This is a genomic window from Vicinamibacterales bacterium (assembly GCA_036496585.1).
Classification (GTDB): Bacteria; Acidobacteriota; Vicinamibacteria; order Vicinamibacterales; family 2-12-FULL-66-21; genus JAICSD01.
The window spans coordinates 112,845-131,607 of the sequence record DASXLB010000015.1; the positions used below are offsets into that span (position 1 = coordinate 112,845).

Consider the following 18,763-nt stretch of genomic DNA (forward strand, 5'->3'; position numbering starts at 1 on the left):
GGCTTCCAGCTATGCTGAGGACATGGCGCGGCCGCGCGTGGTCATCATCGGCGGCGGGTTCGGCGGCCTGCAGGCCGCGCGCCGTTTGCGCGGCCACGACCTCGCCGTCACGCTGGTCGATCGGCGCAACCATCACGTCTTCCAGCCCCTGCTGTATCAGGTCGCCACCGCAGGGCTGTCGCCGGGTGACATCGCGTCGCCCATCCGCTGGATTCTACGCAGGCAGCGTAACGTCGAGGTGCTCCTCGACGAGGTCGTCGGGATCGACACCGCCGCCCGCGAGGTGTCGTTCCGCGACGGGGCGCGTTGTCCCTACGACTACCTGATCGTCGCCGCCGGCGCGACCCACGCCTACTTCGGACACGACGATTGGCGCCCGTCGGCGCCCGCGCTGAAGACGCTCGAGGACGCGCTCGCCATCCGACGCCGCGTGCTCAGCGTGTTCGAGGCGGCCGAGCGCGACTCGGTGCTCGCCAACCGTCACCCGAACCTGACGTTCGTCATCGTCGGCGGTGGGCCGACCGGCGTCGAACTCGCCGGCGCGCTCGCCGAGATCGCGCGGCATACGCTGCGGCACGACTTCCGGCGCGTCGACACGCGCGCCGCGCGCATCATCCTAATCGAGGCCGGTCCCGCGATCCTCTCGACGTTTCCGGCGCCGCTCCGCGAGGCCGCGTGGAGAGATCTCGAGCGGCTCGGTGTCGAGGTGCGGACCGGCACGCCCGTCACGCGCATCGATCCTGGCGTGGTCGAGGCGGGCGGCGAGCGCATCGAGGCCGTCTCGGTGCTGTGGGCCGCCGGCGTCGCGGCGTCGCCGCTGGGCGGGATGCTCGGCGTGCCGCTCGATCGCGCCGGCCGCGTGCAGGTACAGCCGGACCTCACGATACCCGGACACCCCGACGTCTTCGTGATCGGCGATCTGGCCACGCTCGCGGGGACCGACGGCAGTCCGCTGCCTGGAGTGGCGCAGGTCGCCATCCAGATGGGCGCGCATGCCGCGAGCAACGTCGTCCGCGCCGTCGGAGGGCAGCCGCTGCGCCCCTTCCGCTACAGGAATCTGGGGAACATGGCGACGATCGGCCGCGCCGCTGCGATCGCCGATCTGCCGGCGTTACAGCTCAAGGGGTTCATTGGCTGGCTTGCCTGGCTGTTTGTCCACATCCTGAACCTGATTGGGTTCCGCAACCGGCTGCTGGTGATGATCCAGTGGGCGTGGGCCTACGCCAGCTACGATCGCGCGGTGCGGCTGATCACCGGCGTCGATACGGACGGGGAGTGAAAACCCGCACGCTCGCCGTCCTTGTGGCCCTCGCGAGTACCGCCGCCGTGCTGCCGATCCCTGCCGTCGTGGTGGAGCGCTGGTACTCGACGCTGGCGTATCCGCGACTGCAGCGCGTGCTGACGCCGACGTCGAACCTCGTGCCGTTCGCGCTCTTCGATGTCCTGTGGGTGGCAGCCGTTGCGGCCGCCGCGCTGCTGGTGTATCGGCGCGTGCGCGACCGTGGCTGGACACGGGGACTGCCTTCCGCGGCCGGCGCGCTCGTGGCAGCCGCGGCGGTCACCTACCTGGCGTTTCTCGGACTCTGGGGATTGAACTACCGGCGCGTGCCGCTCACCGAGAAGCTGGTGTTCGACCGGCGGCGGATCAGCGAACAGACCGCGCGCGACCTTGGCGCCGCGAACGCCGCCGCGCTCAACCGCCTCTATGCGGCGGCCCATCCGGCGACGTTCTCGGAGCGGGCGCTGGCCGCGAGTTTCGAGCGCACGATCGCCGCGCTCGGCGGCGGCGTGCCGATCATCACCGGCCGTCCAAAGCAGACGCTGCTCGGCGGATACTTTCACCAGATCTCGGTCTCCGGTATGACCGATCCGTTTTTCCTCGAGACGCTCGTCGCGCCTGACCTCTTCGACGTCGAGCGGCCGTTCGTCGTCGCTCACGAGTGGGCGCATCTGGCCGGCTACGCCGACGAATCTGAAGCGAACTTCATCGCCTGGTTGACCTGCCGCCACGGCGAGCCGGTGGCGCAATACAGCGCCGCGCTCGAGATGATCGGCTATGCCGCGCCGGGCCGGCCGCTCGGTGCACTCCTCGACATCGGGCCGCGGATCGACCTGACCGCGATCGCGTATCGCTACGCCCACACCAGCCGTGTGCTGCGCGTCGCCGCGCGTCAGGGCTATGACACGTATTTGAAGGCGAACCGTGTCGAGCGCGGCGTCGAGAGCTACGATGCGGTCGTGCAGCTCATCCTCGGAACGGTCCTCGACGACAGCGGATATCCGAGGCGGCCCTGAGCGGGCAGCCGCCTTGCAGTTCTCGCCGGCTGGCGGGTATGACGGAAGCGCGGAGCCTAGACTGGATCGAGGTCGTCGACGTTGGGGGGCGTCACGGCATCGGCACCGCGCCCGCTGCGGAGGTCGTCGGGGGTAACGTCGGCGCTCGGGGACAGGAATTCGACTTCGCGCCACTTCCGCCAGTCGCACTCGTGGCAGCGATAGGGCTGCCGATCGGTCAACTTCAGGCGCATGCGCTCCCAGTTGTTACGCAGCCGCGACGGATAGACGCGTGTCGATGCGCAGCGGGGGCATTTCATCGTCGAGCTCCGGCGGGGAGGCTGGCATTTTAACACAGCGGGATCCGAAGACGTCGGCGCGGGCGGCAGGCCTCCGGTACGCTGTCGACGACGCCCCCGGCCTCCGGCGCCTCGGCCGCGCCGGACACTTTCGCTACGTGCGACCGGACGGCCGCCGGGCCGGAGCCCGCGATCTCGCGCGCATCCGCTCGCTCGTGATTCCTCCGGCGTGGACCGACGTGTGGATCTGTCCCGATCCCCGCGGCCACCTGCAGGCGACCGGGCGCGACGCGCGTGGCCGCAAGCAGTATCGCTATCACCCGCGCTGGCGGGAAGTGCGCGATGAGGACAAGTACGGACGGCTGCCGGAGTTCGGCCGCGCGCTGCCCGCGATCCGGCGACGGATCGCCCGCGATCTGCGCCGCCGCGGACTGCCTCGCGAGAAGGTGCTCGCGGCGGTCGTCAAGCTGATGGAGGTGACGTTCATTCGCGTCGGCAACGACGAGTATGCGCGGCAGAACCGGTCGTTCGGCTTGACCACGATGCACGACGGGCACGTGCGCGTGTCCGGTTCCACTGTGCGCTTCATGTTCCGAGGCAAGAGCGGCGTGCAGCACCAGCTCGAGCTCGACGACCACCGCCTGGCGCGCATCGTCAAGCAGTGCCGCGACCTGCCCGGCCAGGAGTTGTTTCAGTATCTCGACGAGCAAGGCCGGGTGGTCGACGTGGGGTCGGAAGACGTCAACGGCTATCTGCGCGAGATCACCGGCAGGGGCTTCACCTCGAAGGATTTTCGCACCTGGGCCGGCACGCTGCTCGCGGCAAGGCTTCTGTGCGACGGCGAGCCGTCCGGCTCGGCGACCGCGGGACGGAAGGCGATCGCGCAGGCGATCGACCAGGTGGCGGGCCGGCTGGGGAACACCCGGGCGGTCTGCCGCAAGTGTTACGTCCACCCGGCCGTCATCGAGGCGTATCTCGACGGCTCGATAACGCGAGCCATGGCGGGTCCCACGGCGACGGAAGCGGCGCTGCTGCGGCTGCTCGCGCGGCGCGCGCGCCGGGCCGCCGTTATCGTCCGACCAGGGTGATCCCGCCGTTCACGCCTTCTATTTCCAGGCGCGGTCCACCACCGTTGAGCGTGCCCTCGAAACGGCGGCGCGTGTTTTCGCCGCCCGCGTCGACGTTCAGCCCCTCGGTGTTGATGCCACCGTTGGTGATGCGGGCTGAGATCGTCGCCTTGGCATCGCGCGGCAGGCGCACGTCGATGCCGCCGTTCACGCAGCCGAGCTTGACGCCCCCTGCCGGCACCCGCGCCAGGTCGATGTCGAGGCCGCCATTGGTCGTGTTGGCCTCCAGCCTGCCGCCGATGCCGTGGGCGGTGACGCCGCCGTTGGTCGTTTCGGCGACCACGGTGCCGTCGAGCCCGGTGATCTCGACGCCGCCGTTGACCGTGGCGAATTTCACGTCGGCGCCGGCGGGCACCTTGACGTGATACTCCACGGTGACGCTGCCGCTCAGGAACGAGAGGCCTTCGGTCTTGGCGATCTTCGTGTCGATGCGGATCCGCCCGTCGGCGACGTCCTCGACGATGCTGACGCGGTCGAGCGCCGCCTTGGCGGCTTCGTCCGACGCGCCGCGCGCCTTGCGTGTGGCGTCGACGTCGACGGTGTTGCCGGTCGACGGCTCGACGACAATCTTGCCGTTGACGTTGTGCAGTTCGAAATGGCCGTTGCGGTCGAGCGAGTAGCTCTTGTGCCACTGCGTCGACTGCTCGGCGCGCATGTCGGCGGTGACGATGTCGCAGCCCACGCTGAGGGCGGCGGCGGTGGCGAACACGGAGAGGGCAATCCAGCGTGTCATGGCAGCTCCCGGCTGACTATACGCGCGTTTGAAAGCCGCCGTTCCAACGCGCCCGGCGAGAGGGGCCGGCCGCGCTGGCGTATAATCCGCCGCGACCCGTCCGCATGTCCGAACGCAAGTACCGCCACCGCGGCTATCGCGACGAGCCCCCCGAGCCGCGCGGCGAGCGCAAACCGGAGCAGAAGAAGGAGTACGCGCCGCGCGGCCAGCCGCCGCTCGCGCCAAAGACCTTCAACATGCCCGGCTTCCGCGACGTGATGAAGTGCGCCCGCTGCGGCGCCGAGCTCACGGTCGCGGCGGCCTGGACCAAGGACGGGCAGTGTTCGCGGTGCCAGCTGGACCTCCACAGCTGCGCGCAATGCGCGCACTTCGACACGAGTGCGCCATTCGAGTGCCAGCAGCCGATCGCCCTGCGCGTATCGCCGAAGGACAGCCGCAACAGCTGCACGCATTTCCAGCCGCGGACCACGGTCGAACGTGAGACGAAGTCCTCGTCGCAGCCCTCCAGCCCGTCGAGCGCGAAGAAGGCGTTCGAGGATCTGTTCAAGTAGACAGGGAAGGATGCGAAGGAGGGCGAAGGAGCCGAAGGAGAAGGAGCCGAAGGTATGCGCGGGCTGATTGCCTTCGCTTTGGCTGGGTTGCTGCAGGCGCAAGCGCCGGCGACGCACCGGCTCGAGGCGACGCCGGAGACGATCGCCTACGGGTGGTACGACGCCGCGGCCACGCCGGTGCTCCGCATTCGCTCGGGAGACGTCATCGACGTCGACACGCTGTTGACGAATACGCCGGCCGGCCTCCGGCGCGCCGGTGTGCCCGACGATCAGATCCAGGATTCGCTGAAGCGGATCACCGAGGCGTTCCAGCCAGGCAATCCCAAGCGCGGGCCGGGCGGTCATATTCTCACGGGTCCGGTCTTCGTGGAGGGGGCGGAGCCGGGTGACGCGCTGGAGGTGAAGATTCTCGCCATCGACCTCGCGATCCCGTACGGCTACAACGGCTGCGCCGGCTACCTTCCCGAGAACTGTCCGACGCCGCGTCCGCCGGCGAAAATCATTCCGCTCGACGCCAAGACCATGACCGCGGCGTTCGCGCCGGGCATCGTCATTCCGCTGCACCCGTTCTACGGGAGCATGGGCGTCGCGCCGCCGCCCGAGGCCGGCCGCGTCAGTAGCAATCCGCCCGGTAACCACGCGGGCAATCTGGACAACAAGGCGCTCGTGGCCGGCTCGGTGCTCTATATCCCGGTGTTCGCGCCGGGAGCGTTGTTCGAGATCGGCGACGGCCACGTGGCGCAGGGAGACGGCGAGGTCGATCAGACCGCCATCGAAACCTCGCTGCGCGGGCGCATCCAGCTCACGGTCCGCAAGGGCATGACCCTGAAGTGGCCGCGCGCGGAGACCGCGACCGACTACATCGCCATGGCGACCGACGAGGATCTCGCGAAGGCGACCAAGGCGGCGATCCAGGAGATGATCGACTTTCTCGTCGCCGAGAGGCACCTCGATCGTCTCGCCGCCTACCAGTTGACCAGCGTCGCGGGCGACGTGGCGATGACGCAGCTCGTCGACGGCAAGGTCGGCGTGCACGTCAAGATGCCGAAGACGATCTTCAAGTGACCCCCACCTAACCCCCGCGCCCCCCGACCAGGGTCAAACCGGGGTCAAACGCGGGTCCGACCACCATGCGATCGTAGGCGTACGCAGGATTCGCGCGCGGCGTTTCGACATGTGCGCAATCGTTGCCTCCCTTCACAACAATCGACACGCACGCCCCAAATCGAGCCGGGGTCAAACCGGGGTCAAACGCGGGTCCGACCACCATGTGATCGTAGGTGTACGCAGGGTGCGCGTCCTTATCGCTTCGGACAGGTCAGCAATGTTCGCGCGTATCGCAGGATCGGAAACGCGCGACAGGAGGGCAAGACGGCGGATCGGATCCTGCAGGACGCGCGTCATGGCACGCTACAAGAGAATCCGCGAACAGGGCTTGCTGCGACACGTGATGTCGCGAGGGAACGGCCGCATGGGCATCTTCCTCGACGACACCGACTACCGGAAGTTCCTTTACATCCTCGGCGATGTTCTCGACGAGTACGACGTCGACTGTTGGGACGCGTGCGTGATGCCGAATCACTATCACCTCGCGCTCATGAACCGCCGGCCGAATCTGGGCGAGGCGATGAAGCATCTCAATGGCGAGTACGCCACCTGGTGGAACGCGCACCACGGACGCGTGGGGCACGTGTTTCAAGGGAGATACAAGGACCAGATCGTTCAGCGCGAGAGCTATCTTCGCAACCTACTCGTCTACGTGGCGCTGAATCCGGTACGGGCCGGGCTGGTGACCTCGCCCGAGTTGTGGCCGTGGAGCAGCTACCGCTGCACAGCCGGTCTCTCACCGAATCCGGGGTTTCTGCGCATCGAGCCGGTGTTGGCGGTCTTCGGCGACGGCCCCGAGGACGTGCTCCGCGATCGCTATGTGCGGCACGTCCGCGGAGGCTTGCCGGAGGACGACACGAGCTACAAGGACTTTCGTTCGCGCCAGCGGATTCTGGGCGATCGGCAGTTCAAGCTGGAGGTGCGCCAGCGGCTGGCGCCCCGCGCGGAGGTTTCGATTTCGGTGGAACCCGCGGCGTCCGCCGGAGGGTAGCGGGCGGCGCAGAAAACGAAAGGTGGTCTGACCCCGGTCTGACCCCGGTCTGACCCCGGTCTGACCCCGCGCGCTAGTTCCAGCGCAGGCCTTTGAGTTGATCGAGGTCGACGTTGCCGCCGCTCAGCACGCAGACGACCTTCGTCGCCGGCGCGGCCTTCACCAGGCCTTGGAGCAGCGCGCCCACTGGCGCGGCGGCGGCCCCCTCCGGCACCACCTTCAGGTGCGACATGATCCACACCACCGCCTCGAAGATCTGCTCGTCCGGCAGCGTCACCAGATCGTCGACCGCGCGCCGCACGATCTCGTAGTTGATCTCACCGACCCGCTTCACGCGCAGCCCGTCGATCACGCAGTCCACCGTCTCGAGCGTGGTGAGCCTGCCCTCGCGGACGCTGCGGGTCATGCCGGGCGCGCCTGACGACTCCACGCCCACGACGTGCACCCGGGGATTGCACGCCTTCAGCGCCGTCGCCACGCCGGCGATCAGGCCGCCCCCGCCGATCGGCACGATCGCGAGCTCGACCTCCGGCCAGTCCTCGTAGATCTCCAGGCCCACCGTTCCCTGACCGACGATCAGCTGTTCGTCATCAAACGGATGGATGTAGGTGTAGCCGTGTTCGGCCACGAGCTGTCGCGCCCTGTCGTTGGCCTCGTCCCAGATCGTCCCGTGCAGGACGACCTCGGCACCGTAGGCGCGAGTCGCCGCGATCTTCGATGGCGTCGCGTTCTCCGCCATGACGACGATGGCCTTGATGCCGTAGCGCGCCGCCGCCAGCGCCACTCCCTGGGCATGGTTGCCCGCCGACGAGCAGATCACGCCGCGACGCTTCTGCTCGTCGGTGAGTTGCGCGAACTTGTTCATGGGCCCGCGGATCTTGTACGACCCGCCGCGCTGGAACATCTCCGCCTTCAGCCGCACCTCGAAGCCGGTGCGCTCGCTGAGCAGCCGTGACGTCAACAGCGGGGTGTGAGCGACGAAGTCCCCCATGCGCGCGCGTGCCTGCTCGAATGCGGAGCGTGGGAACGGCAGCATCCGCCGAGTATATCCGTCGTGTCGAAGGGCTGTGCCGGCGCGGTCGAAAACCGATCGCTACGCCGTGGGCTTGGCCTTGAGCACGCCGACCTGCACCAGAAAGCCGGTGAAGTCGTAGATGCGGCGCTCCTCGGCGAACAGGCCGTTCTCGATAGTGAGCACCATCGCGACCTGCACTTCGACGCGACGGCCGGTCGGCGCGACGCCGAAAAAATCGCCGGCGTGCGTGCCCGAGAGCTGTGCCACTTCCACGACGCGGTCGCCGTCGATGAGGACGTCGTCCCTCCGGAACCGGATGTCTGGAAACGCGCTGAGCCAGAGCCGGTAGATACGCTCGATTTCGTCGCGTCCTTCCAGCACTCCGCCAGTCGGGCTGATCACCACGCCGGCCGGTGAGTGCAGCGCAGCGAGTGCCGAGGCGTCGCGCGCGTCCCAGGCGGCGCGGCGGCGTTCGACGAGTGCGAGGATTTCGTCCCGCGTCATGGCAATCGTGCGTGGATACTACACCACTCGTCCGTCAAACAGGCAAATCCGGCGGTGGCTGCGGGCGATGTGGCGTTCGTCGTGGGTGGCGAGGCAAATCGTGGCGCCGCCGCGGTGCAGTTCGTCGAGCATCTGCATGACCGCCTCGCCGCTCTTGGAATCGAGGTTGCCGGTCGGCTCGTCGGCCAGGACGATAGGCGGCTGCCCGGCGATCGCGCGCGCGATTGCGACGAGCTGTTGATGGCCGCCCGACAGTGCGCCCGGACGCTGCCCGCGCCGCGCCAGAAGGCCGACCCGCTCGAGCGCCGCGTCGACGCGCGTCCGGCGATCCGCCGCCGACACGCCGCGCAGCGTCAGCGGGTACTCGACGTTCTCGTAGACGGTCATGTCGCCGATCAGGTTGAAGCTCTGGAAGATCAGACCGACGTCGAGGTTCCGGATCCGCGCCTTGTCGGCCGGAGAGAGCGTGTCGACGCGCCGGCCGTTGAACCAGTAGCGGCCGCTCGACGGCGCGTCGAGCAGCGCCAGAATCGAGAGGAACGTCGATTTGCCGCAGCCCGAGGGCCCCGAGACCGAGACGTATTCGCCGCGATCGATGTCGAGCGTGACGCCGTCGAGGGCACGGGTCTCGCCCTCCTCGCCTGGGGCGTCCACCTTGTAGAGCTTCGCGACTCCATCGAGTCGGATCAGCGGCATCTGCTCGGCGTCGGCCGTCGTCCCCGCCTCCTGAGCCGGTCGCGCGCGTGTCCACCAGGCCATCGATCCTCCCGCGAGGGATTGGACGTCAACGGGCGCCGAATCGTTGGCGTGAACCGCCAGGCGCCGGGTCGATTCGGTCACGGCATCGTGGGCACGCGCCGGTAAGCGGATCGACGCAACAGCGCGTATGAGGGCTCATAGCGCCCGCACACCGTGATACCATCCCGATTTCCCCTAAGCCTATACGTGAGAAAGGTTTCTACACGACGATGACGCCGCGCCGGTTCCTTCCCGCGCTGCTGTTGCTGTTTGTCGGCAGCGGCTGCGCGGCTCTGATATACGAAGTCGTCTGGTTTCAGCTCCTTCAGCTCGTCATCGGCGCCTCGGCCGTTTCGATGGCCGTGCTGCTCGGCACCTTCATGGGTGGCATGTGCCTGGGGAGCTACCTGCTGCCGCGCTACATCGACCGGCGTGATCACCCGCTCCGCGTCTATGCCTACCTCGAGCTGGGGATCGGCGCGTGCGGGCTGCTGATCTTCTTCGGCATGCCGCTGGTCAATACGCTGTATACGGCGTGGGCGCCCGGCGGGATTGCCGGTATCGTCGTGCGCGCGATCTTCGCGGCGCTGTGCCTGCTGCCGCCGACGTTGCTGATGGGCGCAACGTTGCCGGCGATTTCGCGCTGGGTCGAGGCGACGCCCGAAGGCGTCTCGTGGCTCGGGTTCTTCTACGGGGGCAACATCGCCGGCGGCGTGATCGGCAGCCTGCTCGCCGGATTCTACCTGCTGCGCGTCTACGATCTGGGGATCGCCACCTATGTCGCGGCGGCGATCAACGTCACCGTCGCGGTCCTGGCGTTGACGACCGCCGGCGCCTCGCCGACCGTCGAGACGCTCGCGTCTGATCGCGACGACGCGGGGCCGGCGCCGGTGGCGAGCGCCTGGGCGATCTACACGGCGATCGCGCTGTCCGGGGCGACGGCGCTCTCGAGCGAGGTCATCTGGACCCGGCTGCTCTCGCTGTTGTTCGGCGGGACGGTGTACACCTTCGCGCTGATCCTCGCGGTGTTCCTGTTCGGGCTCGGCATCGGCAGCAGCGCCGGTTCGGCGATCGGCCGGGCCGCCGCGCGTCCGCGCGCCGCGCTCGGCTGGGTGCAGATGTGCATCTGCGGTGCGGTTGCGTGGTCGGCCTACATGCTGACGCAGTCGATGCCGTACTGGCCGGTGAACCCGTCGATCACGACCGATCCGTGGTTCAACTTCCAGCTCGATGTGGTGCGCTGTCTGTGGGTGGTGCTGCCGGGTGCGATTCTCTGGGGCGCGAGCTTTCCTCTGGCGCTCGCCGCGCTGGCGCGCCGCGGCCAGGATCCCGGCCGCCTGGTCGGCGGGGTCTACGCCGCCAACACGGTCGGCGCGATCGTCGGGTCTCTCTCGGCGAGTTTGCTCCTCATCGTCTGGCTCGGCAGCCAGCACGCGCAGCAGACGCTGATTCTGATGTCGGCGCTGTCGGGCCTGCTGGTGCTCTCGACCGGCGCGGGCGACGAGGATCCGGCGCGCGGCGTCGGTCGGCCGCGGTCGCAGCTCGTCGGGACGGTGCTCGTCATCGCGGCCGCCGCCATCGCGGGCCTGCTGTCACGCAGCATCCAGCCGATTCCTGGCATCTTCGCCGCCTACGGCCGCTATACCGCCACCCGCCTGGGGCAGGCCGATGTCATCTACACCGGCGAAGGCTGGAGCGCGACGATCGCGGTGACGCGCCTGCCGGGCGGCGTGCTCAACTACCACAACGCCGGCAAGGTGCAGGCGTCGAGCGAACCGCAGGACATGCGCCTGCAGCGGATGCTCGGCCACATGACCACGCTGATCCCGACGCAAGCGCGGCGCGTCGTCGTCATCGGCTGCGGCGCCGGCGTGACAGCCGGGGCGGTGTCGGTGGATCCGGCCGTCACCAACCAGACGATCGCCGAAATCGAGCCGCTGGTGCCGAAGGTCGTGGCGAAGTACTTCGGCGACTACAACTTTCACGTCGTCGACAATCCCAAGGTGCACGTGACGATCGACGACGCGCGGCACTACCTGTCGACGACCAATGAGAAGTTCGACGCCATCACCTCGGACCCGCTCGACCCGTGGGTGAAGGGGGCGGCGATGCTCTACACCCGCGAGTTCTTCGAGCTGGCCAAGCGCCACCTCAATCCGGGCGGCGCGGTCACGCTGTTCGTGCAGCTCTACGAGAGCAACACCGAGGCGGTGAAGAGCGAGATCGGCACCTTCATGGAGGCGTTCCCGCACGGCGTGGTCTGGGGCAACACCAACAACGGCGCCGGCTACGACCTGGTGCTGCTCGGACAGGCGGACGACACGAAGATCGACGTCGACGCGATCCAGGCCAAGCTGGATCGTCCCGAGTATGCGGTCATGAAGCAGTCGCTGCGCGATATCGGCATGAACTCCGCCGTCGATCTGTTTTCGACGTTCGCAGGACGCGCCAGCGACCTGCAGCCGTGGCTGGCCGACGCCAAGATCAACCGCGACCGCGACCTGCGCCTGCAGTTTCTCGCCGGCCTCGGCTTGAACCTGTATCAGAGCGACGTCATCTACTCCGGCATGCTGGTCTACGCGCATCGGTTCCCCGACGAACTTTTCGTCGGCTCGCCGCAGACGCTCGATGCGCTGCGCGCCGGGATCCGCCGCGAACAGGGGCAATAGGGGCCGCTGGTGCTGGGTATCCCGTGCGCGGTGCTGAGTGCACTGCTGATCGTCGCGCAGCCGCCAGCCAGGCAGCCCGTCAGACACGATGTCGTGGCCGCCGGCCATCACCTCGCCGTGTGGGAGAAGCGCGGCGCGCAGCCACGCGCCGCCATCCTGCTGCTGCACGGCCGCACCTGGAGCAGCCTGCCGAATTTCGATCTGCAGGTCGGTGGTGAGCGCCGTTCCTTCATGGACGCGCTCGTCGACGGCGGCTTCGACGTGTTCGCGCTGGACATGCGCGGCTACGGTGCCACCGAGCGCGACGACACCGGCTGGCTGACGCCCGACCGCGCGGTGGCGGACGTCGCGGCGGTGCTCGCGTGGATGCAGGGGCGGATGCCGGCGCAGAAGCTGCCGGTCTATCTCTTCGGGTTGTCGCGCGGCGCGATGATCGCGGCGATGACCGCGCAGCAGCGTCCGGAGACGCTCGCCGGCGTCGTGCTGCTCGGGTTTGGATTCGACCCCGACGTGCAGTCGCCGCCGACGCCCGGCACCGCTCGTCCGGAGCGCCTGGCCAACACGGCCGACGCCGCCGCGTCCGACTTCATCACCAAAGACGCGTTCACGTCGGCGACGGTGACGGCGTTCGTCCGCGCCGCGCTCAAGGCCGATCCGGTGCTGGTCGACTGGAAGAACGACAACGAGTTCAACGCGTTCCGCCCCGCGCAGCTGCAGGTGCCGGCGCTGCTCGTGCACGGGGCCCACGATCCGCAGGCGCCGATGGCGATCGAGACCAAGCTGTTCACGCGCTTCGGCACGCCCGACAAGTGGTGGGTGATCCTGCCGGGCGCCGACCATGCGGCCCACCTGGAGAAATCGTCCGTGGAACTCGTCCGCGCGATCGTCTCGTTCGCGCGCCGCCATGAGGTGTCCGCCCCATGAAATACAGCCTGCTGATCGTGTCGCTGCTGGTCGGGGCCGTCGCGGCCCAGGCACCGGCGAAGTCTCCGGCGGCGCCGCCGAAGCCCGCGGCGAAGACGTTCGATGTGTTCGAGGCGAGCATTCCCGACATGCAGGCGGCGATGAAATCGGGGCGCACGACCTCGCACGCGATCGTTCAGCAGTACCTGACCCGCATCGCGACCTACGAGGACCGTCTGCACGCGGCGATCACCATCAACCCGAAGGCGCTGGACGAAGCCGACGCCCGCGATCGCGAGCGGGCGCAGGGGCGCCTGCGGGGTCCGCTGCACGGCATCCCGATCGCCTTGAAGGACAACATCCACACGACCGACATGCGGACGACCGGCGGCGCGCTCGCCTTCGAGTGGCTGGTGCCGCCGTATGAAGCGACGCTGACCAGCAACCTGAAGGACGCCGGCGCGATCATCATCGCGAAGACGGGGATGACCGAGCTCGCCAACTACGTCGCCGCCGCCATGCCGACCAACTACAACGCCGTCCAGGGCTACGGCATGAACCCGTACGATCCGCGCCGCGATCCGCGCAGCGACGGCCGGCCGATCATGCAGACCGGCGGGTCGAGCTCGGGCATCGGGACCGCGGCGGATTTCTGGGCCGGCAACGTCGGCACCGAGACGTCGGGGTCGATCCTCAGCCCGTCGAACCAGAACATGCTGGCGGCGATCAAGCCGACCGTGGGGCGGATCAGCCGCTACGGCGTCATCCCGATCACCGCCGATCAGGACACGCCAGGGCCGATGGCGAAGTACGTGAGCGACATCGCGATCATGTTCGGTGCGCTCGAAGGCGCCCATCCGGATCCGCATGATGCCGCGACGAACACGTGCACGCCGCCCGCGAACCACGACTACACGCCGTTCCTGAAGAAGGATGGCCTGGCGGGGGCGCGGATCGGTATCCCGCGCAAGAGCTACTACGAGCCCTTCGAGCCGCCGGTCGTGCGTCCCGAGCCCGTCCCGGCCGCGCCGGCAGGCGGTGGTCGCGGCGGCGGCCGCGGCGGCCTCAATCCCGCACAGAAAGACGTCATGGACGCCGCCATCGCGGCGCTGAAGGCCGCCGGCGCGACAGTGATCGACGTCGACATTCCCAGCATGCTCGACACCGATCCGAAGGAGAACCTGCTCACCGCCGGCAGCTCGATCGTGCTCAACTACGGGATGAAGCGCGACTTCAACACGTGGCTCGCCTCGCTCGGTCCGGCGGCGCCCGTCCGGTCGCTCACGGAGCTGCGCGAGTGGAACACCGCGCACGAGCGGCTCGGCACGATCAAATACGGACAATCGCAGCTCGATGCCTCGGATGCGATCGACCTCGACAGGGATCGCGCGAAGTACGAAGAGGATCGGGCGCGCGACCTCCGCGTCTATGGCGCCCGCGGCATTGACGCCGCCATCAAGGCGAACCACCTCGACGCGCTCCTGTTCCCAGGGCCGGCGAGCGCCGGCATCGCGTCCAAGCCGGGCTATCCCACGGTGCTCGTGCCGTTCGGCATGATTCCGAACCCGGCGACGAACTTCGGCGGCGGCGCAGGGCGCGGGGCCCGCGGAGATGCGGCGGGACGCGGCGATGTCGGAGGTCGGGGCGCCGCGCCGCCAGCTGAAACGGCCACGGCCCCGGCGTCGTCTGCTACTCCGACGCCGGCTCCGCTCCAGCTCCCTCCCGGTTTCGATCCAAAGCCGCAGCCTTATGGCGTCGGCTTCACGGGAGGCGCCTGTAGCGAGCCGACGCTAATTCGTTTGGCGTATGCGTTCGAGCAGGCTACGAAAAAGCGAACTCCGCCGCCGGGGCTGAGATAAAGGGACAGAGACAGAGGAGGACAAGCGTGAAATCGCGTTACGTCGTTCGGTTTGCCGTCGTCACCTGCATAGCGGTTCTGGGGATGGCCGTAGGGCTGGGCGCGCAGGGAGGCGGCCAGGCGCCGCCGCCGCCGCCCAAGCCGGGGCAGCTGGCTCCCGACTACTTCAAGAACATCAAGGTCCTCAAGACCATGCCGGCCGACCAGCTGCGCACGCAGATGGAGTATTTCACCGCCTCGCTCGGCGTGCAGTGCAACTTCTGTCACGTCCAGGGCCAGTTCGACAGCGACGACAACCCGCACAAAGATCGCGCCCGGAAGATGATGGCGATGGTCGATCGCTTCAACGAGAGCACGGCGAACGACATCACCGTCACCTGCGCCACCTGCCATCACGGCCACGCGCCGCCCGAGCGGACGCCGACGCTGGCGGTAGTGATGACGCAGGCCGAGGCGGACGCGGCGGCCGCGGCGCGCGCGGCGCGCGGCGGTGGGCCCGGCGGCGGCCCAGGGGGCGGCGGTCAGGGACGCGGTCCTGCCGGCCCCGGCGGACCCGGTGGGCCTGGCGGCCAGCGCGGGGGCGCCCCGGCGGCGCCGCCGAAGCCGACGGAAACGGCCGACCAGGTGATCGCGAAGTACGTGCAGGCCCTCGGCGGCCAGGCGGCCCTCGCGGCGGCGAAGACCCGCGTGCTCGAAGGCTCGCAGACGACGCGCGACCTGCAGACAGCGCCTATCAAGGTGCAGGAGAAGGTGACGGGCGAGTACCGGATTGACGTGGCGAGCACACCGAATCCGAGCTATCGCGTGTCGACGCCGCAGGGCGCCTGGGCGACCGGCTTCGGCCCCAACCCGCGTGACCTCGAAGGCGTGCAGGCGGCGCAGGTGGCGCGTCCGACCGACTTCGGTCTGGCGCTCAACGCCAAGACCGTCTACTCGTCGTTCGACGTGCGCCGCTACGAGACCATCGACGGGAAGAAGGCCGTCGTGGTCACCGCGCAGCGGGGCCCGATCGTGACCGAAGCGCTGTCGTTCGACACCGAGTCGGGCTTGCTGCTGCGCCGCGTCGTGCAGACCAAGACGGCGTACGGCAATTTCGCCGAGCAGATCGACTACAGCGACTACAAGGATGCGGGCGGCATCAAGATCCCTTTCACGGTCAAGCACACGACCTGGAACCAGGCGACGACCGAGAAGTTCGTCGACGCCAAGGTTAACGCCCAGATCGACGACGCGCTGTTCGCGAAGAAGTAATCCTGCGGAGGTTGGAGGTTGGGAGTTTTCCCACCCTCCAACCTCTAATCCCCACCCCACGCCCCCCACTTCCAACTCAACCTCGACCTCGACCTCCGTCCTGGCTTGGTACGGATCGCGCAATAGCTCCTCCGGACGGCCGAAAGGCCGAGGTTGGGAGGATCCGTGAGGAAGACAGGTTCGCCTCGTTGGCTGCCGGTGTCGGTTGCCGGTGCCGTTCTGCTCTCGTGGGCAGTCGCGGCCGCGCAGACGCAGGTGGTTGCGCCCGCGAACCATTACAAGCCGGCTGACGATGTCAAGCTGGGGCAGGAGGCCGCGCAGCAGGTGGAGAAGGAAACGCCTGTGATGCACGACGCCGAGGTGAACGACTACCTGACGTCAATCGGCCGCCGGCTCTCAGAGAACATCCCTCCCGAATTCAGGCACGCCGAGTTCCGCTATTCGTTCACCGGCGTCAACCTGCGCGATATCAATGCCTTCGCGCTTCCCGGCGGTCCGATGTTCATCAACCGAGGCATGATCGAGAAGGCGCACACCGAAGGCGAGGTCGCGGGCGTCATGGCCCACGAGCTGAGCCACGTGGCGTTGCGTCACGGCACCGCGCAGCAGACCAAGGCGACGCCATACGCGGTCGGCTCGGTGGCGGGGCAGATCCTCGGTGCGATCGTCGGCGGCGGCTGGGGTCAGGTGATCTCGCAGGGGTCGCAGTTCGGCCTCGGCGCCGCCTTTCTCCGCTACGGCCGCGAATACGAGCAGCAGGCCGACATCCTCGGCAGCCACATCATGGCGGCGGCGGGCTACGACCCGCGCGACATGGCGAACGTCTTCCGGACGATCGAGAAGGAGAGCGGCCCAGGCGGACCGCAATGGCTCAGCGACCATCCCAATCCGGGGAACCGCTACGACTACATCAACAAGGAAGCCCAGCTCCTGCACGTGACGACCGCCGAACACGATTCGCGGCAGTTCCAGCAGGTGCAGGCGCACCTGCGTTCGCTGCCACCGGCGCCCTCGGCCGAGGAAGTGTCCAAGAACCGCAAGGCCGGCCGCGGCACCAGCGTCCCCGACTCACGTCCGCGGACGGCAAACATTGCGCGCCCGGACTCGCGGACGACGACCTACAACGAGGGCAATCTGTTCCAGGTCGCCGTGCCGGCGAACTGGCGCGAGCTGCCGAGCAATGATTCGGTCACCTTCGCGCCCGACGGCGCGTCCGGTACGATCGACGGCAACGGCGTGTTCACGCACGGCGTCGAGATCGGCGTGGCGCGCAACGAGAGCCACGACCTGCCGACCGCGACGCGCGAGCTGCTCGACGGGCTGCGCGGAAGCAATCCGCGCCTGACCCCTGGAGCCAATTCGGATCCCGTCTCGATCGGCGGGAGGCAGGCGCTGCACACCGTCGCGTCGAACGTGTCGGACGTCACGGGCGGCCCCGAGTCGATCGACGTCTACACCGCGATCCTGAGCGACGGGTCGCTCTTCTACGTCTTTGGCGTGGCGCCGCGTGAAGAGGCCTCGATTTATGCGACCGCCGTCCGCAACGTCGTCCGCTCCGTTCAATTCACGCGCTGAGTCTCGGGCGGGCGCCGCCACTCGCGGTATCCCTGCACGCAGAGCGCGAGGAAGACGACGTACAGGGCCGCCGTCAGGTAGAGCCCCTTCCGCGGGTAGATCAGGAAGATGTAGAGCACGTCGGCGACGATCCACAGAAGCCAGTTGTCGAGGTATTTCTTGGTCATCAGGAACTGACCGAAGACGCTCAAGGCGGTTGCCGATGCGTCGAGGTAGGGGAGCGACGCGTTGGTGTAGACGTGCATGGCGGTGCCGAGTGCTGCGGTTCCGCCGACGACGCCGCCGGAGGTCCAGGCCCAGCCGCGCGCGCTGAGCCGTTTCACGGCCGACAGCGATCGTGCGTGCGCCACCGGCCCGCGCGTCCACTCGTACCAGCCGTAGAACTGCATGACGAGAAAGAACACGTTGAGCAGCGCATCTGAGTACAGTCGCGCCTCGAACGTGATGTAGATGTAGAGCGACACCATCACCGCCCCGGCGGCCCAGCCCCAGATGTTCTGCTTGACCGTCAGGTAGATGTTCGCCAGCCCGAAGACGACCGCGACGATTTCGAGAGGACTCACGATGACGAGATGTTACACTCAGCGGCTGGCCCAGGAGGCATGAACGTGACCTATTACGGATCGAAGCACATCGCCGACAGTTTCCGCACCGTCCGCAAGAACACGCTGACGATTGCCAACGAGATTCCCGAGGACCAGTACGGCTTCCGGACCGCCGACGGCGCGATGAGCGTTGGCGAGCTGCTCGCGCACATCGCGATCAGCCCGATGTGGCAGATTGACGTCCACGGCAAGAAGATCGCCGCGGTGGATTTCGCGTACTTCGGTGCGCATCAGCAGCAGGCCAAGCTCGACGAAGCCGCGCTCCGCACCAAGGCCGACATCGTCCGGGCCCTGACGGAGCATGGCGAGACATTCGCGGCGTTCGTCGAAGGCCTCGACGAGGCGGCGCTCGCGTCGACGGTGACGTTCCCGCCGCCCATCCAGCCGTCCACCAAATCGCGCTTCGAGATGCTGCTCGGGCCCAAGGAGCACGAGATGCACCACCGCGCTCAGCTGATGATGGTGCAGCGGATGATCGGCCAGGTCCCCGAACTCACGCGGCGCCGCCAGGCGTTCCAGACTGCCGCTCGCGCGCAAGCGCAGGCCTGACCTTCAGGTTCGGT

The 18,763-nt window shown here is 68.1% G+C and carries 18 protein-coding genes; 12 read left to right on the forward strand and 6 right to left on the reverse strand.

Going from position 1 to position 18,763, the window contains the following annotated elements:
• Positions 1 to 22: 22 nt before the first annotated feature.
• Entirely contained in the window at positions 23 to 1,279 is a 1,257-nt protein-coding gene (locus tag VGI12_04840) for an NAD(P)/FAD-dependent oxidoreductase (protein HEY2431982.1), read from the forward strand.
• The gene (locus tag VGI12_04845) at positions 1,276 to 2,295 is read left to right on the forward strand and encodes a DUF3810 family protein (GenBank protein ID HEY2431983.1); all 1,020 of its coding nucleotides are present in this window, start codon (positions 1,276 to 1,278) and stop codon (positions 2,293 to 2,295) included. The genes VGI12_04840 and VGI12_04845 overlap by 4 nt, the downstream gene beginning before the upstream one ends.
• A 56-nt stretch (positions 2,296 to 2,351) precedes the next feature.
• On the opposite strand, the gene VGI12_04850 is transcribed toward VGI12_04845, so the two are convergent.
• Positions 2,352 to 2,594, reverse strand: coding sequence for a hypothetical protein (locus tag VGI12_04850; protein ID HEY2431984.1), 243 nt, complete (start codon positions 2,592 to 2,594; stop codon positions 2,352 to 2,354).
• Between the two features lie 137 nt (positions 2,595 to 2,731).
• Between VGI12_04850 and VGI12_04855 the strand changes: the two genes are divergently transcribed.
• Positions 2,732 to 3,661 (forward strand): hypothetical protein, encoded by a 930-nt coding sequence (locus tag VGI12_04855; protein HEY2431985.1) that lies wholly within the window; start codon positions 2,732 to 2,734, stop codon positions 3,659 to 3,661.
• Here VGI12_04855 and VGI12_04860 read toward each other — a convergent pair.
• A complete protein-coding gene (locus VGI12_04860; GenBank protein ID HEY2431986.1) occupies positions 3,642 to 4,433 on the reverse strand; it encodes a DUF4097 family beta strand repeat-containing protein in 792 nt (263 codons plus the stop codon). The two genes, VGI12_04855 and VGI12_04860, sit on opposite strands and share 20 nt — an antisense overlap.
• A 104-nt stretch (positions 4,434 to 4,537) precedes the next feature.
• Here VGI12_04860 and VGI12_04865 point away from each other — a divergent pair, with 104 nt between their 5' ends.
• From VGI12_04865 to VGI12_04875, 3 genes are all read left to right on the forward strand, one after another.
• Complete coding sequence (locus VGI12_04865; GenBank protein ID HEY2431987.1) at positions 4,538 to 4,984, forward strand: hypothetical protein; 447 nt, start codon at positions 4,538 to 4,540, stop codon at positions 4,982 to 4,984.
• A 54-nt stretch (positions 4,985 to 5,038) separates the two neighbouring features.
• Complete coding sequence (locus VGI12_04870; GenBank protein ID HEY2431988.1) at positions 5,039 to 6,049, forward strand: acetamidase/formamidase family protein; 1,011 nt, start codon at positions 5,039 to 5,041, stop codon at positions 6,047 to 6,049.
• Between the two features lie 337 nt (positions 6,050 to 6,386).
• Entirely contained in the window at positions 6,387 to 7,082 is a 696-nt protein-coding gene (locus tag VGI12_04875; GenBank protein HEY2431989.1) for a transposase, read from the forward strand.
• Between the two features lie 73 nt (positions 7,083 to 7,155).
• Here the strand turns inward: VGI12_04875 and VGI12_04880 are convergent, their stop codons facing one another.
• The 3 genes from VGI12_04880 to VGI12_04890 are packed head-to-tail and all read right to left on the reverse strand — an operon-like array spanning position 7,156 to position 9,360.
• Positions 7,156 to 8,118 carry a threonine/serine dehydratase gene (locus tag VGI12_04880; protein ID HEY2431990.1) on the reverse strand — a complete coding sequence of 321 codons (963 nt, stop codon included), beginning with the start codon at positions 8,116 to 8,118 and terminating at the stop codon, positions 7,156 to 7,158.
• A gap of 57 nt (positions 8,119 to 8,175) precedes the next feature.
• Positions 8,176 to 8,601: an SgcJ/EcaC family oxidoreductase gene (locus VGI12_04885; GenBank protein HEY2431991.1), complete on the reverse strand. Its 426-nt coding sequence runs from the start codon at positions 8,599 to 8,601 to the stop codon at positions 8,176 to 8,178.
• An 18-nt stretch (positions 8,602 to 8,619) separates the two neighbouring features.
• Positions 8,620 to 9,360 (reverse strand): ABC transporter ATP-binding protein, encoded by a 741-nt coding sequence (locus tag VGI12_04890; protein ID HEY2431992.1) that lies wholly within the window; start codon positions 9,358 to 9,360, stop codon positions 8,620 to 8,622.
• 209 nt (positions 9,361 to 9,569) lie between these two features.
• Between VGI12_04890 and VGI12_04895 the strand changes: the two genes are divergently transcribed.
• The 5 genes from VGI12_04895 to VGI12_04915 all read left to right on the forward strand — a co-directional run bounded on the left by VGI12_04895 (position 9,570) and on the right by VGI12_04915 (position 17,595).
• Positions 9,570 to 12,008, forward strand: coding sequence for a fused MFS/spermidine synthase (locus tag VGI12_04895; GenBank protein ID HEY2431993.1), 2,439 nt, complete (start codon positions 9,570 to 9,572; stop codon positions 12,006 to 12,008).
• 9 nt (positions 12,009 to 12,017) lie between these two features.
• Positions 12,018 to 12,932 (forward strand): alpha/beta fold hydrolase, encoded by a 915-nt coding sequence (locus VGI12_04900; protein HEY2431994.1) that lies wholly within the window; start codon positions 12,018 to 12,020, stop codon positions 12,930 to 12,932.
• A complete protein-coding gene (locus VGI12_04905) occupies positions 12,929 to 14,770 on the forward strand; it encodes an amidase family protein (GenBank protein HEY2431995.1) in 1,842 nt (613 codons plus the stop codon). Before VGI12_04900 ends, VGI12_04905 begins: the two co-directional genes overlap by 4 nt.
• A gap of 26 nt (positions 14,771 to 14,796) precedes the next feature.
• Positions 14,797 to 16,020 (forward strand): c-type cytochrome, encoded by a 1,224-nt coding sequence (locus VGI12_04910; protein ID HEY2431996.1) that lies wholly within the window; start codon positions 14,797 to 14,799, stop codon positions 16,018 to 16,020.
• Between the two features lie 165 nt (positions 16,021 to 16,185).
• Positions 16,186 to 17,595: a M48 family metallopeptidase gene (locus VGI12_04915; GenBank protein ID HEY2431997.1), complete on the forward strand. Its 1,410-nt coding sequence runs from the start codon at positions 16,186 to 16,188 to the stop codon at positions 17,593 to 17,595.
• Here the strand turns inward: VGI12_04915 and pnuC are convergent.
• A complete protein-coding gene (gene pnuC / locus VGI12_04920) occupies positions 17,580 to 18,158 on the reverse strand; it encodes a nicotinamide riboside transporter PnuC (protein HEY2431998.1) in 579 nt (192 codons plus the stop codon). The two genes, VGI12_04915 and pnuC, sit on opposite strands and share 16 nt — an antisense overlap.
• A 39-nt stretch (positions 18,159 to 18,197) precedes the next feature.
• Here pnuC and VGI12_04925 point away from each other — a divergent pair, with 39 nt between their 5' ends.
• Positions 18,198 to 18,749, forward strand: coding sequence for a DinB family protein (locus tag VGI12_04925; protein HEY2431999.1), 552 nt, complete (start codon positions 18,198 to 18,200; stop codon positions 18,747 to 18,749).
• The last annotated feature ends 14 nt before the right edge of the window (positions 18,750 to 18,763 follow it).